Below are 15,234 nucleotides of genomic sequence, written 5' to 3'. Positions count from 1 at the left end.
TTTTATTTGAATAAGGTATAAATTGGTGAAAGCTTGGCATATGTTGTAATAACTTATATTTTGGAGGAATTTACAATGCGCCGAGCTTTAAAATTAACTTTTGATGGGATGAAAGTATTTTTATTATTTACAAGTTGTACGATTTTGTTTTATTTCGCTATACTATGGATAAATGAAGAATATGAAAGTTACCATCGTTATGAAAAGCCAAAAGAAGAGACTGTAGAAAAAGTATCAGGGAATGAGGAGCCGGAAAAGGATGCTTTCGTAAATAGAATGATGTTTTTCTATGAAAATGGGGAGTAGTGTAGATTGGAAGATCAATTAAAAGATTTTATTCATTATATGATTGTTGAAAAAGGTTTAGCGAAAAATACAGTTGTATCTTATGAACGCGATTTAAAAAGCTATGTGAAGTATTTGCAAAATGTAGAACAAACGAAGACGTTTCATGAAGTGACACGCTTGCATATTGTTAACTTTTTGCAGCATTTAAAAGAAAACGGGAAATCTTCAAAAACATTGGCGCGTCATATTGCATCGATTCGTTCGTTTCATCAATTTTTACTTCGTGAACGAGCGGTGGAGCATGACCCATCGGTACATATTGAAACGCCACAAGGGGAACGAAAATTACCAAAAGTATTATCAATCGACGAAGTGGAAGCATTGCTTCAAACACCGAAAACGGCAAGTGCTTTTGGGATTCGTGATAAGGCAATGTTAGAGTTGTTGTATGCAACAGGACTTCGTGTTTCAGAATTAATTGCATTAAATTTAGAAGATGTGCACTTAACGATGGGATTTGTTCGCTGTATCGGGAAAGGGAACAAAGAAAGAATTATTCCACTAGGAAGCTTAGCGACAGAAGCGATTCAAAAGTATATTGAAAAAGGAAGAAGAGAATTGATGGGTAAAAAAGCAGTAGATGCGCTCTTTTTAAACCATCATGGTAATCGATTATCGAGACAGGGATTTTGGAAAATTTTAAAACGGCTAGCGAAAGAAGCAAATATTGCAAAAGAGCTTACACCGCATACGTTGCGTCACTCTTTTGCTACGCATCTATTAGAAAATGGGGCAGACTTACGTGCTGTACAGGAAATGCTTGGACATGCAGATATTTCAACGACGCAAATTTATACGCATGTTTCAAAAGCTAGATTAAAAGATGTATATAAACAGTTTCATCCGAGAGCATAGTTACTATGCTCTTTTTTCATAGATTAAGAAGAGTGAACCATTTCACAGAAACTTCACAAACATTTCGTACATTGTTTTCAGCAGAAGACTAGAATATTACAATGTATTTCCTCTATACTAAGGAAAGTATGAAGGAGGAAATGAAGATGAAAAAACTTATTATTACATTATTTATCGCGATGCTAGCATTGGCTGGCTGTAATACAAACAAAGAAGAACCGAAAAAAGAAAAGAAACTTGAAGCTATAAAAGTAGCGGTTCAAACGAATCCGAAAGAAATTAAACCTGGTGAAAAAACAGAAGTACAAGCACTTGTTACACAAGGAAAAGAAAGAGTAACGGATGCTGATGATGTAAAGTTTGAGATTTGGAAAGATGGCGACGAGAAACACGAGATGTTAGATGGTAAGCATAAAGGAAAAGGTGTTTATGCAGTAGAGAAAACATTTGAAACTGATGGAGTATATCATATTATTCCTCATACAAATGCACGTGATATGCACACTATGCCAGAAGAAAAAGTTACTGTAGGGAATGCGAAAGTAGAAGATGCGAAAAAAGAAGAAGGCCATGGGGATCATAAAAGTGATACGATGATACATCTTATGGCTGGTGATATTAAAGCAAATGCTGAATCAACAATGAAAGTTCATTTGAAGCAAAAAGAAGAAGCGTTAACTGGTGCTGAAGTACAACTTGAGATTTGGAAAGATGGTGTTGAAAAGCACGAATTTATTCCAGCGAAAGAAGGAAATAAAGGAGAGTATGATACGAAACATACTTTCAAAGAAAACGGTGCTTACAAAGTGAAAGTTCATGTTAAAAAAGGTGAACTACATGAACATAAAGAAGAAACAGTAGAAGTAAAATAAAAAGTAGCTCTTTAGAGCTGCTTTTTATTTTTATATTAGGAAATATGTTATAAAATGATTAGCACTTCTTTGCAGAATGGATTACAATAGAAGGGTAAAGAAAATGAGAAATTCTACGAAAATGTATTAAAAAGAAAGCGTAAACATGTTATGATATCAATATCAGATGTCTGACATCTGACTTGGAAAAACCTAGAAATGTTTTTTATTCGTTTGAAAGTAAAACGAAAAAGTTAGAGAATGATTTAAAGCAGTACTGTTTAATAATGAGGACGAAAGATAATTCCCATTGATAACAGTTTCACTTTATAGCGTTTTGAACATACTACAAGAAGTAGAACTGAACATATAGGAGGTTGCAGTTATGAATAAATATAAACGTATTTTCCTAGTCGTAATGGACTCCGTGGGAATCGGTGAAGCACCAGATGCTGAGCAGTTTGGTGATTTAGGTTCTGATACAATTGGTCATATCGCTGAACATATGAATGGATTACACATGCCAAACATGGTGAAATTAGGCCTTGGTAATATTCGTGAAATGAAAGGAATCTCTAAAGTAGAGAAACCGCTTGGATATTATACAAAAATGCAAGAGAAATCTACAGGTAAAGATACAATGACAGGTCACTGGGAAATCATGGGCCTTTACATTGATACACCATTCCAAGTGTTTCCTGAAGGATTCCCGAAAGAATTACTTGATGAATTAGAAGAAAAGACAGGTCGTAAAATTATCGGTAATAAACCAGCTTCTGGAACAGAGGTACTTGTTGAGCTTGGTCAAGAACAAATGGAAACAGGTTCTTTAATTGTTTACACTTCTGCTGATAGTGTATTACAGATCGCAGCTCATGAAGAAGTAGTACCACTTGAAGAGCTATATAAAATTTGTAAAATCGCACGTGAATTAACATTAGATGAGAAGTACATGGTAGGGCGTGTTATTGCTCGTCCGTTCGTTGGAGAGCCAGGAAACTTCACACGTACACCAAATCGTCATGACTATGCGTTAAAACCATTTGGTCGCACAGTAATGAATGAACTTAAAGATAGCGATTATGATGTAATTGCTATTGGTAAAATTGCTGACATTTATGATGGAGAAGGTGTAACTGAATCACTTCGTACGAAATCAAATATGGATGGAATGGACAAGCTTGTAGATACATTAAATATGGACTTTACAGGTATTAGCTTCGTAAACTTAGTTGACTTTGATGCCTTATTTGGTCATCGTCGTGACCCACAAGGGTACGGAGAAGCATTGCAAGAATATGACGCACGTCTTCCAGAAGTATTCGAAAAACTAAAAGAAGATGATCTATTATTAATTACAGCAGACCATGGTAATGATCCAGTACATCCTGGTACTGATCATACACGTGAATATGTACCGTTATTAGCATATAGCCCAAGCATGAAAGAAGGCGGACAAGAGTTATCACTTCGTCAAACATTTGCTGATATTGGTGCAACTGTAGCAGAAAACTTTAATGTTAAAATGCCAGAACATGGAACAAGCTTCTTAAATGAGCTAAAGAAATAGGGGGATAAACAGATGAATCGTGAACTAATTACAAAATCAGCTTCATACTTAAAAGAGAAATTTCAAGAGACACCACAAGTAGGACTAATCCTTGGATCTGGACTAGGTGTATTAGCAGATGAAATCGAGAACGCAGTAACAGTACCATACAGTGAAATCCCTGAATTCCCGGTTTCAACTGTAGAAGGACATGCAGGTCAACTTGTATTCGGTACACTTCAAGGTGTAACAGTAGTAGCAATGCAAGGACGTTTCCATTTCTACGAAGGATACGATATGCAAAAAGTAACATTCCCAGTTCGTGTTATGAAAGAACTAGGTGTAGAAACAGTTGTTGTAACGAACGCAGCTGGTGGTGTAAATACATCATTTGAACCAGGTGATCTTATGTTAATTTCAGACCATATTAACTTCATGGGTACGAACCCATTAATCGGACCAAATGATTCTGAAATGGGTGTACGTTTCCCTGATATGTCTACATCATATACGCCAGAACTTCGCGAAATGGCGAAACAGGTTGCAGCAGATTTAAATATTAAAGTACAAGAAGGTGTATATGTTGGAATGACAGGTCCTGTATATGAGACACCTGCTGAAATTCGTATGCTTCGTACACTTGGCGGAGATGCAGTTGGTATGTCAACAGTACCAGAAGTAATTGTAGCTCGTCATGCAGGTATGAAAGTACTAGGTATTTCTTGTATTTCAAATATGGCAGCTGGTATTTTAGATCAACCACTTCACCACGATGAAGTAATTGAAACGACAGAACGTGTTAAAGCTAATTTCTTAGCATTAGTAAAAGCAATTGTAAAACAAATGAAGGGGTGACTTCACAATGAGAATGGTGGACCTAATTGCAAAAAAACGTGATGGACATGCATTAACGACAGAAGAAATTAACTTTATCGTTGAAGGATACACAGATGGTAGTATTCCAGATTATCAAATGAGTTCACTTGCAATGGCAATTTTCTTCCAAGATATGAATGATCAAGAACGTGCAGATTTAACGATGGCAATGGTAAATAGCGGTGATACAATTGACTTATCAGCCATTGAAGGTGTAAAAGTAGATAAGCATTCAACGGGTGGAGTTGGTGATACAACGACACTTGTATTAGGTCCATTAGTAGCTGCTTTAGGTGTACCAGTTGCGAAAATGTCTGGACGAGGTCTAGGACATACGGGTGGTACAATTGATAAATTAGAAGCAGTACCAGGATTCCATGTGGAAATTGAAAATGATGAATTCATGCGTCTTGTAAATGAAAATAAAATCGCTGTTATTGGTCAAAGTGGAAACTTAACACCTGCTGATAAAAAGTTATATGCGCTTCGTGATGTAACTGCAACAGTAAATTCAATTCCTCTTATCGCTAGCTCAATTATGAGTAAGAAAATTGCTGCTGGTGCAGATGCAATTGTTCTTGATGTAAAAACTGGAGCAGGCGCGTTTATGAAAACGGATGAAGATGCAAAGCGTTTAGCAGAAGCAATGGTACGCATCGGTAATAACGTTGGTCGTAATACGATGGCGGTTATTTCTGATATGAGTCAGCCGCTTGGTGAAGCAATTGGTAATGCATTAGAAGTACAAGAAGCAATTGATACATTACAAGGTAAGGGACCGAAAGATTTAGAAGAGTTATGTTTAACACTTGGAAGCCAGATGGTGTACCTTGCTGGACAAGCTTCATCTTTAGAAGATGCACGTGAAAAGTTAATTGAAGTAATGAACAATGGTAAAGCGCTAGAATCATTTAAAACGTTCTTATCAGCGCAAGGCGGCGATGCATCTGTTGTTGATGATCCTTCTAAATTGCCACAAGCACAATTTAAAATTGAAGTGGAAGCGAAAGAAGACGGTTACGTATCGGAAATCGTTGCAGATGAAATCGGAACAGCAGCAATGCTTTTAGGAGCAGGGCGTGCAACGAAAGAGTCTGAAATTGATTTAGCAGTTGGTCTAATGCTTCGCAAAAAAGTAGGCGATAGCGTGAAAAAAGGTGACTCTCTTGTTACAATTTACGCAAACCGCGAAAATGCTGAAGACGTAAAAGCGAAAATTTATGAGAACATGAAAATCGCTAAAGATCACGTAGATGCACCAACTTTAGTACACGGTATTGTAACGAAGTAATAAAGTGAAACTTTAATCAGTGGGGGGCTTTATCCCCACTGATTATTAGCCTTCACCAATCGGGCATTTACGAGCAGACCGACCCAGACCTAACTTCTTTGCTTTCGCTGAATTTTGAGGTAGGGGTCTTACTGCCCGCAAATAGCGGGATAAAAAAAGCTGAGGAGATTTCTCCTTGGCTTTTTTTACTATTTTTTGTTTATAATAGTAATGGGTGAAATTATGATTAGAATTTGTGCAATAACGAAAAAAAATGAAGTTTTATATGATGTTTCGCTAGAAGAAACGAAAAAAGAGAACATCATATGGTATTGGCTTGATTTATATAAGCCAACGAAAGAGGAGTATACATATATTTTACAAGATCACTTCAAGTTCCATCCCCTTGCAATTGAAGATTGTGTAGAGTATGTACAGAGACCAAAGGTAGATTTTTATGATGGATATAACTTTTTAGTTCTTCATGCATTCGGAGAAGACGGATTAGAACCGCATGAAATCGATTTATTTATTAGTGATCGATATATAGTCTCTTTCCATTTCTCTCATAACAATGCGATTGAAAGAGTATGGAAAACGCTCGGTGAAAAGAAACGTATTAAGAAGAGTCCTTTGCATGTAGCACATACAATTATTGACCAAATTGTAGATGATTATTTCGCACCTGTTTATTACATCGAAGACCATTTAAATGCAATTGATGATAATTTAACGGGTGAGACAGCAGGAAGTGTGCTAGAAGAAGTATTTGATATTCGTGCAGATTTATCTAAGCTAAGGCGTACGATTATTCCGATGCGTGATTTATTGTATCGTATATTAAATTCAACACGTTTTTACGGTATAAGCGATCATGAAATTTATTTTAAAGATATACATGATCATTTGCTTAAACTGACAGAGATGATTGAAGCGAGCCGTGAATTAACAGCAGATATTCGAGATAGTTACTTTTCGTTGAATTCCCACCATATGAACAATATTATGAAAACATTAACTGTTTTCTCAACTATTTTCATGCCGTTAACATTTATTGCAGGGGTATACGGCATGAACTTTGCACATATGCCAGAGCTTGGCGGGAAGTATAGTTATTTTATTTGCTTAATTTTAATGGCATTAATTGGCGGCGGAATGATGGCTTGGTTTTATAAAAAAGGTTGGTTTAAGTAAAAAAACACCGAGGATTTCCTCGGTGTTTTTTTCTTAGCCAATAGCGTGTAATACGAACATGGCTAAGAATAAGCATGTAATAATATACATGGACGGTGCGACTTCTTTACGCTTTCCAAGTGCAACTTTCAAGATAGGATAAGCGATAAATCCGAACGCAATGCCATCAGCGATACTATATGTGAGCGGGATCATAACGATAATTAAAAACGCTGGAAATCCTTCTGAAAAGTCGTTCAGAGGAATTTGTTGAATGCTTGTAATCATCAGCCCGCCAATAATAATTAAGATTGGTGCAATGGCACTGTCAGGAATTATTTTGACAAACGGAAGCGCAAACAGTGATGCGAAGAATAACAACCCTGTAACGATAGACGTCAGACCTGTCTTCCCGCCTGCAGTAATACCTGCGGCACTCTCTACTGTTGAAACGGTAGGGCTTGTGCCAAATAGACCACATGTCATTGCTGAAATTGCATTTGCTTGGTAAGCACGTGGGAATTTACGATCATCTTCTAATAAACCATGTAAAAGTCCCATGTTCTCAAAAATAAGCACCATGCTTAAGGAGAATGTTGCAATCCAAAATGGCAAGGAAGAAAGTTTCCCAAATGACATAGCTCCAAACACATCGCCATAATTAGCGAATGAAAACGAACTATTTCCCATTTGACTCGTATCAACAAGACCAAACAGCCATGCAATACCAGTTCCAATTGCAATCGTCCATAAAAAGCTTCCACGTACGTTACGCGCAAATAGTACAAGTGCGACAATAAGAGTAAGTAGTGTGGCAAGAACGACAGGACTACTTAATTTTCCCATTGCAACAGCAGTATTAGGATGCGAAACGACTAAACCACCTTTTTGCAAGCCGATGAAAGCTAAAAACAACCCGATACCGACAGTGATCGCTTCCTTTAATGACTTTGGAATCGATACCGAAAGCACGCGAGCAATCGGTGTAAAAGCAGCAATTGTAAAAATAATACCGGCGATAAAAACAGCTGCCAATGCTTCTTGCCAAGTTAAACCGAGCGTATGCACAGCAGTGTACGTGAAGAATGCATTTACACCCATACCAGGGACAAGAATAGCAGGTGCATTTGCCCAAAATGCCATGAGTAGACATCCGACAAATGAACTAAAAACAGTTGCCAAAATTCCTGCCTCAAGAGGAATGCCGGCATCTGATAAGATTGACGCATTTACAATCATAATATAAACAATTGTGAAAAATGACGTGACTCCAGCTAAAACTTCTTGTTTTGGTGATGTTTGGTGTAAGTCTAATTTAAATGTTCTTTCAAGTATTCCTTTCATGTTAAACCTTCTTTTTCATATCCCTCTCCCACCCGTGATATCTCTTATGTAAGAGCTCACCGTCCTTTATTATATCAGAACATCATGTTTTTACAACAACGAAAATGATAACGGTTACTTATAAATGAGTTTATTTATAAATACGTAAAAATTGCCCGGATAGATGAAATGATTTCTAGTTCTCCTGATTGAATGGGCGGAGCTGCTTGCGTATGCAAAGTAGCATATGATGCGATCTCCCGTGGTAATTGGGCAGATTCTTCAACGAGTGAGAGGGGAACAGGATTAATATTTAAATTGTAGGTACTCGCAATTGTACGAGCTTTGTCTACTGCTTGTTGCAGAGCTTGAATGAGAGCTTGCTCATAATATTTATTTGGATGAGATATTCGAAAACGTAAGCCTTTTGCTACGTTTGCCCCATTTGTAACGGCTATATCATATACTTCCCCTGCTTTTTGCACATTTAAAACGGTAATTTCATACAAATGCTCCACACGGTAGCCTTGTAGTAATGCTTTATCATTTACATATTCGTATTGAGGAGTAATTGTATAAGAAATGGTTTCTATATCTTTATCGGCAATACCTAGCTGTTTGAGTGCATCAAGCAATTGTTTCGATTGCACTGCATTTTCTTCTTGCGCCTGTTTTACATTTTTACTATCTGTTCGAATGCCCAGTGTTAATATGACAACATTTGGTTTTGCCTTTATAATGCCTTCTCCTTGTACAGTAATAGTAGCTTCTTTACCAGTATTCGTCGTACGGATATTATGTAAATACGGATTCATTCCACTTTGCATTTATGCTCACCATCCTTTTTTATATGTATATGTGTGAACAAAAAAGAAAATCTTATGAAAAAAGTTACATAAATGAGAATGTTGAGGGAAGAAAGCATATACAATATAGGTATTTATAGATTATAATATGTGTAAATATGATAAAAAAGGGACGAGGCTAGTGAACGAAAATAGAGAAACACTGATTTTAGATTTATCTGCATCATTTCGAAAGATGATACGTTTATTACAAAATGATATTAATACACGTTTTTCAGAGCATATGCCATATAATGAATTCTCTGTATTACGTGCGTTATTTTTAAAAAGTCCACAGATGGCTTCGCAAATTGCGAGTGAAGTAAACGTAACCTCCAGTCATATTACAGCTGTAACAGATCGTCTCGTGCGAAAAGGGTTTGTTGAAAGAAAACGTTCAAATTCGGACCGTCGTATCGTATACTTAGAAATTACTGAAAACGGACGAGAAGTAACTGAAAAGCTTGAAGCTGTGCGTAAAGAATATTATAAAGAGAAATTTAAAGGTTGGAGCGACCAAGAGATAGAAATGGTTTTAGAACTATTTGGCCGCGTATTATAATAAATGAGGATAGGAAGCGAGAGCTTTCCTATCCTTTTTCTTTTGAATAAAAATATTTTGAAACTCCGATACTTTAATTAAACAGATCGGAGGAAAGATTATGAAATATATTGCTGCACTTACCATTTTACTTGGAAGTTTTTTCTGCTTTCATACATTCATGTACGCTGATACCCCTATCCAAGTGGTGCAAAAAGAAGTGAAGTACATTGAAAACGATAATACTGTCCTGTATTCGAAATTATGGGTTCGTTCTATGCAAAACGCAGTATTATTTCATCATAGCGATAATGTTCGTAATCAGGACACTTTGCGTAATGTAACAAGTTCATCGCTCGTTAAAGCGAAGCAATTACCATTTAAGAAAGCATCAATGTACATTCCAAGATTATCGCAATACGTATCAAAAGCAGGGAAAGAAAATATTCAAGTGCACTACATTGCGGTGCACTATAATGTGAAAAAAGAAAATGCGTATCAATTAAATGGTATGAACTATTTTCTGCAAGTATTTGTGAAAGAGCGCGGCGAATGGAAAATTGCTGAAAGTGTAGTCGCACCGACAGAGCAAATTGTACAAAATGGTGATGGGTTTGGGATGAAAGAAGAGAGGGGGTATGGAGATAGGAGAGAGAATGTGAAATAACCTCCTCTTAGTGAGGAGGTTATTTTATTTGAAATTCCAAGAGACCTTCAATCTCAATATTTTAGATAGAAGAAAATAGCTAATTATGCTTGTTCCGAATAAACCAACGTAAAAATTAAGCAGCGAATGGGTCCCGCCAATTATTAAACCGCCGCTAATTCCAATACAGAAAATAGCGCAGACCATAAATGTTTTTTGAAGCTTTGGATATAGTAAGAAACTACCATTCCGCTCATTGGCTGAACGAACATATAAATATATACCGAGTGGTAATAGAATAATTATATTTACAATAGGTCCAATTAATGTTTTTGCTGAAGGGATTTTTGAAAAGTTTGGTTCGTTGTGACGCACTCCATCTGAATCGGTATAAGCGCTTTGTGGATCATAACTAAAGTTAATATGAAAATTTTCTGCTGGACCAGAAATACGTATGTTTTCCATAAGACGTTGTATATTGTCATTGTCCTTATGAAATTCAGTATTTGAGTGAACAGCAATGACTCCTGAAATAAGTGATGGAAGTAACACTGGGAACATTAATAGAGCTGCAGTAAGAAATCCTTGCGATATAATATTCCCGGCAATTGTTCCTATACATAAGGCAAGTGTATAAATAGCGATTAATACAATTAACATGTATATAAAGTAACTATGAAATGGAGAAAATACTTGATATTTATTATGAAAAGTCAACTTTTTCATAATAGCAAATAGTCCCCAGTTTAAAACGATCATCGCAACGATATTACAGATTCCAAACAACCACTTTGTTATATAGAGGTGTGACCGTTTAAATGGCATAGACCATAGCAAGTCACTAGAGTTATTTTGTCTTTCCCATCCAATTAACGTACAAGCTAGAATGATAAGTACACTACCTAATAATATGACAGGGTCTATAAGTGTTAAATCAAAGCGGTAATGATATACATAGTTCCACTGTTTATTTTCTTTTAGAAAGTATTGTTGTTGAATAGAATCCATATAGTATTTATATGACAAAGTATAGAAGCTGACGAACCAAAATAGCCATACAACATATTTACTTTGTTGATACGTTCTTAACCATAGTGCTTTTTGAAACATAGGATCTCTCCTTTAAAAAACTTTATAATTTGTTAGGCGTGATAATATAAAATATGTGATGATTCCAGCGGCAAATATACCAATATAGTAACTAAACAAGAAATTTAAACTGTATATTTTATAGCCACCAAGTAAAGCGAAATATAGTGTCGTTCCCCATATCCATATTCGTAAATATTTTTGGAAAATAAATATCTTTTGACCGTTTTCATTTGGCGATCGTGCATATAAATATGTCCCAAGTAGTAAATAAAATATTGTATAGAAAATGGGGACTAACATTGATTTGGCTGAATAATACGCATGAGATGCTGGATCTCTTAAAGTAGTTGGATCTTTCTCACTCTTACGGGATTCTGGATCATACTGATAAGTGATAGAAAAGTGATCAATTGGTGCAACTATATTCGTTTTTTGATTGATTTCATAAAGCTGTTTATATAAATTGGTATTTCTAGTATCTATAGCATTTAAATGGTTTATTGTGAAAGTGTATAATAACGTAGTAAATGTAACCCCCGCTAGTAGCCACGGAATACAAAAAACAATCTGTGAAACAACACTTCCAGTAAAAGTACCGATACATAATGCAGCTGTATATACTGCAACATAAGAAACAATCGCATAAAGAAAGTATCGATGGAATGGACTAAATGATTGATATTCAAAATGGAATGTTGTTCTATAAATAACATACATAAGGATCCAATTTATAAGTAATGAACCTACAATACAAAATGAACCAAAAGCCCATTTAGATAAGAAAATATCTTTTCTATTAAAAGGCATTGCCATAAGTGTGCTATTAGATTGGTTACTACGTTCCCATCCCATTAATAAACAAGCTAAAGCAATGATAAGAACAGTTAACCAAAAACTATTACTTTGCCCTGACCAAAAGGAATAAAAATAATAATAGTGCTTTCCTTTTTCTTGTAATTCGTAATACGTAGTAAGTTGTGCTGCGGCTGCTTTATAGTATCCGACAGATAAAATATAAAATGTACTAAAGAAGAACAGTAGTACAGCATATTTCCCGCGCTTCCAATTCCACATCCACAATGCCTTATGAAACATACCCATCCTCCTCAAGTGTCGTAACGAAGACATCTTCAAGTGACATTGATAATTCTTCAATGAGTATTGGTTGCTCTTTATAAAACTTCTCCAGTGTTGTAGCCACATTTTCCTCAATTAAGATTGTATATACTTTTCCTGTTTGGTTTAATATTTTAATATTGCTTAAGTTTTCTAGTTTTTGAGGTAATGAACGTTCATAAGCAACTTGTATTTTGGCAAATCGTGATTTTGCATCATCTAGTGATGTAATAGAATCTACTGTATGTCCTTTTAAAATAATGATTGTATCGGCAATTTTTTCAACTTCATCTAAATGGTGAGTGGAGATGAAAATTGTAATTTCTTTTTCTGCTACTTCTTCAACGAGAAATTGTAGAATCTGTCTTTTAACGATAGGATCAAGTCCGTTTGTCGGTTCATCTAAAATGACATATTCTGCTTTTGCAGCGAAAGCTAAAATGATCGCAAGCAGTGCTTTCATTCCTTTTGAGTAACTACGAATACGTTTGTTTGGTAAATTAAAACGTTCTAATATTTCATAAAAATATTGTTCATCAAATGCTGTATAAACCGCTTTATAAAACTTTACGATTTCCTTCACTGTATATCCGTTTAATATGTTAGTAGAATCTGGAACGTATACAACTTTTTGTTTAATTTCAGGATGCATATGAACATCTGTATCCTCATATGTAACAGTTCCTTCATCGGGGTCTAAAATGCCGACCATCGTTCGTAATAAAGTTGTTTTCCCTGCGCCATTTCTTCCGAGTAATCCGACGATACTACCTTTTTGTAATGTGAAAGAAACATCGTCTAAAATCGTTTGGTTATCAATTGTTTTCTTCAATTTTGTCACTTTCAACATCTGTATTTCCTCCAATCTCTTTATAGTATGAATCTATCCAATCGTGAATTTTATCTTTCGTAATCCCAAGATAAGAGGCTTCTAGTAATAATTGATGAAATTGCTTTTCAACCATAGCGATTTTCCTTTCGTCTAATGTTGGGGTAATCGATTGGGCTACAAATGTTCCTTTTCCTCGTAATGTTTCAATAATCCCTTGTCGCTCTAATTCTTGATAAGCTTTACTTACTGTATTTGGATTTATAACGAGCAAAGAAGCAAGTTCGCGTACAGAAGGAAGTTTATCACTTGGAGCTAACATATTTTTTAGTACGAGCTCTTTTATATTTTGAACAATTTGTTCCCATATCGGAGTGTTGCTTCTTGGATCAAGTTGAATATGCAAGAGCAATGTCTCCTTCCTGATGAGTATTAAGTGTACTACTACGTGTAATACACTTAATACAATATAGGCAATGAATTTATTTGTCAACTGAAAATAATAGAAAAATATGGTATTAAAAATGTATAAATTGGAAAAAATAAGTTTGATATAGAATGGAGGGTTAGTCATGAAGCGAGTTTTTGGAATACTTGTTTGTTTCATGTTATTGCTTTCTGGTACTTCAGTTAGTTTCGCACAATCTGAGAAAACGAAGCAGGAAAAAACAGAAGAAACCACGCCGAAGTTAGCGGAACAAGCGTCGTCAGCGATCGTAATTGAACAAGATACAGGTAAAGTTTTGTTTGATAAAAATCCGAATGAAAAGTTACCACCTGCTAGTATGACAAAGATTATGACAATGCTATTAATTATGGAACAAGTTGAAAAAGGAAAACTAAAACTAAACGATAAAGTTAGAGCGAGTGAACACGCAGCTTCAATGGGCGGATCACAAATTTTTCTAGAACCTGGGGAAGAGATGACTGTAAATGAAATGTTAAAGGGCATTGCAATTGCATCTGGAAATGATGCATCTGTTGCAGTAGCTGAGCATATCGCTGGTTCAGAAGAAGGTTTCGTAAATATGATGAACAAAAAAGCGAAAGATCTAGGATTGAAAAATACACATTTTCAAAATCCGACAGGTCTCCCGGCTAAAGATCATTATTCTACAGCGAATGATATGGCTATTATGGCGAAAGAGTTGATGAAGTATCCACTTATTCGAAAATACACAGGTAAATATGAAGACTATTTACGTGAAAATACGGATAAGAAGTTTTGGCTTGTTAATACGAATAAGCTAGTACGTTTTTATCCTGGAGTAGATGGAGTGAAAACAGGCTTTACGACAGAAGCGAAATATTGTTTAACGGCATCGGCTGAGAAAAATGGTATGCGTGTTATTTCAGTTGTAATGGGAGCACCTACATCAAAAGAACGGAACAATCAAGTAACGAAGCTTCTTGATTATGCATTTGGACAATACATGACAAAGAAATTATATACACGTGGTGAGAAAATTAAGACTGTACAAGTAGGAAAAGGTAAGGAAGAAAAAGTAGATTTAGTTGCGTCAGACAATGTGTCTCTTCTTATGAAGAAGGGCGAAAATATGGACAAAGTTAAACAAGAAGTGATTGCTGAAAAGAAAGTGAAGGCACCGATTAAAAAAGGTGATGCACTTGGCACACTTGTTATTAAAAGAGATAAAGATGTTTTATTAAAACAAACAATTGTAGCGAAAGAAGATGTTGAGGCAGCGAGCTGGTGGGAGTTATTTAAAAGAAGTTTTGGGATGTTTTCAACATCAAAATAGCGGCGGAAATTTTGATGTTTTTCTGTTCGTATTTACTGAAATAATTGCTGAAAGGTTTCACTTTATGACGAAATAGTTCTTCTTTTGTCAGTAGGAAGGATTCTGATTTTATATCACGAAAATCTTATGTTAATGAGTAAAGTTTGAGCATAAGGAG

General features: G+C 35.6%; 16 protein-coding genes. 10 read left to right on the top strand and 6 right to left on the bottom strand.

From position 1 onward, the window contains the following. The first annotated feature begins 75 nt into the window (after positions 1–75). The 7 genes from I6L50_RS26305 (at position 76) to corA (ending at position 6,943) form a co-directional block, all read left to right on the top strand. The gene (locus tag I6L50_RS26305; protein WP_002088473.1) at positions 76–306 is read left to right on the top strand and encodes a YqzK family protein; all 231 of its coding nucleotides are present in this window, start codon (positions 76–78) and stop codon (positions 304–306) included. 6 nt (positions 307–312) lie between these two features. Beyond that, positions 313–1,203, top strand: a complete 891-nt coding sequence (gene xerD / locus I6L50_RS26300; RefSeq protein WP_002014937.1) for a site-specific tyrosine recombinase XerD — start codon at positions 313–315, stop codon at positions 1,201–1,203. A gap of 146 nt (positions 1,204–1,349) precedes the next feature. Next, the gene (locus I6L50_RS26295; protein ID WP_219303482.1) at positions 1,350–2,075 is read left to right on the top strand and encodes a FixH family protein; all 726 of its coding nucleotides are present in this window, start codon (positions 1,350–1,352) and stop codon (positions 2,073–2,075) included. Positions 2,076–2,439: 364 nt separating this feature from the next. After that, positions 2,440–3,624 carry a phosphopentomutase gene (deoB, locus tag I6L50_RS26290; RefSeq protein WP_219303481.1) on the top strand — a complete coding sequence of 395 codons (1,185 nt, stop codon included), beginning with the start codon at positions 2,440–2,442 and terminating at the stop codon, positions 3,622–3,624. A gap of 12 nt (positions 3,625–3,636) precedes the next feature. Further along, complete coding sequence (locus I6L50_RS26285; protein WP_001078443.1) at positions 3,637–4,458, top strand: purine-nucleoside phosphorylase; 822 nt, start codon at positions 3,637–3,639, stop codon at positions 4,456–4,458. A 7-nt stretch (positions 4,459–4,465) separates the two neighbouring features. Next, positions 4,466–5,770 carry a pyrimidine-nucleoside phosphorylase gene (locus I6L50_RS26280; protein ID WP_219303480.1) on the top strand — a complete coding sequence of 435 codons (1,305 nt, stop codon included), beginning with the start codon at positions 4,466–4,468 and terminating at the stop codon, positions 5,768–5,770. 210 nt (positions 5,771–5,980) lie between these two features. Beyond that, a complete protein-coding gene (gene corA, locus I6L50_RS26275; RefSeq protein ID WP_002067031.1) occupies positions 5,981–6,943 on the top strand; it encodes a magnesium/cobalt transporter CorA in 963 nt (320 codons plus the stop codon). A 33-nt stretch (positions 6,944–6,976) separates the two neighbouring features. Here corA and I6L50_RS26270 read toward each other — a convergent pair whose 3' ends face one another. After that, complete coding sequence (locus tag I6L50_RS26270; RefSeq protein ID WP_002143039.1) at positions 6,977–8,266, bottom strand: NCS2 family permease; 1,290 nt, start codon at positions 8,264–8,266, stop codon at positions 6,977–6,979. 134 nt (positions 8,267–8,400) lie between these two features. Further along, complete coding sequence (locus tag I6L50_RS26265; protein ID WP_219303479.1) at positions 8,401–9,072, bottom strand: SIMPL domain-containing protein; 672 nt, start codon at positions 9,070–9,072, stop codon at positions 8,401–8,403. 160 nt (positions 9,073–9,232) lie between these two features. Between I6L50_RS26265 and I6L50_RS26260 the strand changes: the two genes are divergently transcribed. Next, positions 9,233–9,652 (top strand): MarR family winged helix-turn-helix transcriptional regulator, encoded by a 420-nt coding sequence (locus I6L50_RS26260; RefSeq protein ID WP_002088468.1) that lies wholly within the window; start codon positions 9,233–9,235, stop codon positions 9,650–9,652. A gap of 100 nt (positions 9,653–9,752) precedes the next feature. Further along, positions 9,753–10,298, top strand: coding sequence for a hypothetical protein (locus I6L50_RS26255; RefSeq protein WP_113937134.1), 546 nt, complete (start codon positions 9,753–9,755; stop codon positions 10,296–10,298). Positions 10,299–10,322: 24 nt separating this feature from the next. Here the strand turns inward: I6L50_RS26255 and I6L50_RS26250 are convergent, their stop codons facing one another. The 4 genes from I6L50_RS26250 to I6L50_RS26235 are packed head-to-tail and all read right to left on the bottom strand — an operon-like array spanning position 10,323 to position 13,720. Next, entirely contained in the window at positions 10,323–11,387 is a 1,065-nt protein-coding gene (locus I6L50_RS26250; protein WP_219303478.1) for an ABC transporter permease subunit, read from the bottom strand. 12 nt (positions 11,388–11,399) lie between these two features. Then, positions 11,400–12,464, bottom strand: a complete 1,065-nt coding sequence (locus I6L50_RS26245; RefSeq protein ID WP_219303477.1) for an ABC transporter permease — start codon at positions 12,462–12,464, stop codon at positions 11,400–11,402. Then, a complete protein-coding gene (locus I6L50_RS26240) occupies positions 12,454–13,335 on the bottom strand; it encodes an ABC transporter ATP-binding protein (RefSeq protein ID WP_219303476.1) in 882 nt (293 codons plus the stop codon). Before I6L50_RS26240 ends, I6L50_RS26245 begins: the two co-directional genes overlap by 11 nt. Then, positions 13,301–13,720: a GntR family transcriptional regulator gene (locus I6L50_RS26235; protein WP_219303475.1), complete on the bottom strand. Its 420-nt coding sequence runs from the start codon at positions 13,718–13,720 to the stop codon at positions 13,301–13,303. Before I6L50_RS26235 ends, I6L50_RS26240 begins: the two co-directional genes overlap by 35 nt. 166 nt (positions 13,721–13,886) lie before the next feature. Between I6L50_RS26235 and dacF the strand changes: the two genes are divergently transcribed. Then, positions 13,887–15,077, top strand: coding sequence for a serine-type D-Ala-D-Ala carboxypeptidase DacF (dacF, locus tag I6L50_RS26230; RefSeq protein ID WP_002088461.1), 1,191 nt, complete (start codon positions 13,887–13,889; stop codon positions 15,075–15,077). The last annotated feature ends 157 nt before the right edge of the window (positions 15,078–15,234 follow it).

Origin of the sequence: Bacillus sp. FDAARGOS_1420 (assembly GCF_019344915.1) — a bacterium.
GTDB lineage: Bacteria > Bacillota > Bacilli > Bacillales > Bacillaceae_G > Bacillus_A > Bacillus_A mycoides.
This window is presented reverse-complemented; position numbering and strand designations above follow the sequence as displayed.

What these genes read in the sequence shown, in the direction of transcription:
- I6L50_RS26305 (WP_002088473.1), top strand. Translation starts at nt 76, where the DNA reads ATGCGCCGAGCTTTAAAATTAACTTTTGATGGGATGAAAGTATTTTTA.
- I6L50_RS26295 (WP_219303482.1), top strand. Translation starts at nt 1,350, where the DNA reads ATGAAAAAACTTATTATTACATTATTTATCGCGATGCTAGCATTGGCT.
- deoB (WP_219303481.1), top strand. Translation starts at nt 2,440, where the DNA reads ATGAATAAATATAAACGTATTTTCCTAGTCGTAATGGACTCCGTGGGA.
- I6L50_RS26285 (WP_001078443.1), top strand. Translation starts at nt 3,637, where the DNA reads ATGAATCGTGAACTAATTACAAAATCAGCTTCATACTTAAAAGAGAAA.
- I6L50_RS26280 (WP_219303480.1), top strand. Translation starts at nt 4,466, where the DNA reads ATGAGAATGGTGGACCTAATTGCAAAAAAACGTGATGGACATGCATTA.
- corA (WP_002067031.1), top strand. Translation starts at nt 5,981, where the DNA reads ATGGGTGAAATTATGATTAGAATTTGTGCAATAACGAAAAAAAATGAA.
- I6L50_RS26270 (WP_002143039.1), bottom strand. Translation starts at nt 8,266, where the DNA reads ATGAAAGGAATACTTGAAAGAACATTTAAATTAGACTTACACCAAACA.
- I6L50_RS26265 (WP_219303479.1), bottom strand. Translation starts at nt 9,072, where the DNA reads ATGCAAAGTGGAATGAATCCGTATTTACATAATATCCGTACGACGAAT.
- I6L50_RS26255 (WP_113937134.1), top strand. Translation starts at nt 9,753, where the DNA reads ATGAAATATATTGCTGCACTTACCATTTTACTTGGAAGTTTTTTCTGC.
- I6L50_RS26250 (WP_219303478.1), bottom strand. Translation starts at nt 11,387, where the DNA reads ATGTTTCAAAAAGCACTATGGTTAAGAACGTATCAACAAAGTAAATAT.
- I6L50_RS26245 (WP_219303477.1), bottom strand. Translation starts at nt 12,464, where the DNA reads ATGTTTCATAAGGCATTGTGGATGTGGAATTGGAAGCGCGGGAAATAT.
- I6L50_RS26240 (WP_219303476.1), bottom strand. Translation starts at nt 13,335, where the DNA reads ATGTTGAAAGTGACAAAATTGAAGAAAACAATTGATAACCAAACGATT.
- dacF (WP_002088461.1), top strand. Translation starts at nt 13,887, where the DNA reads ATGAAGCGAGTTTTTGGAATACTTGTTTGTTTCATGTTATTGCTTTCT.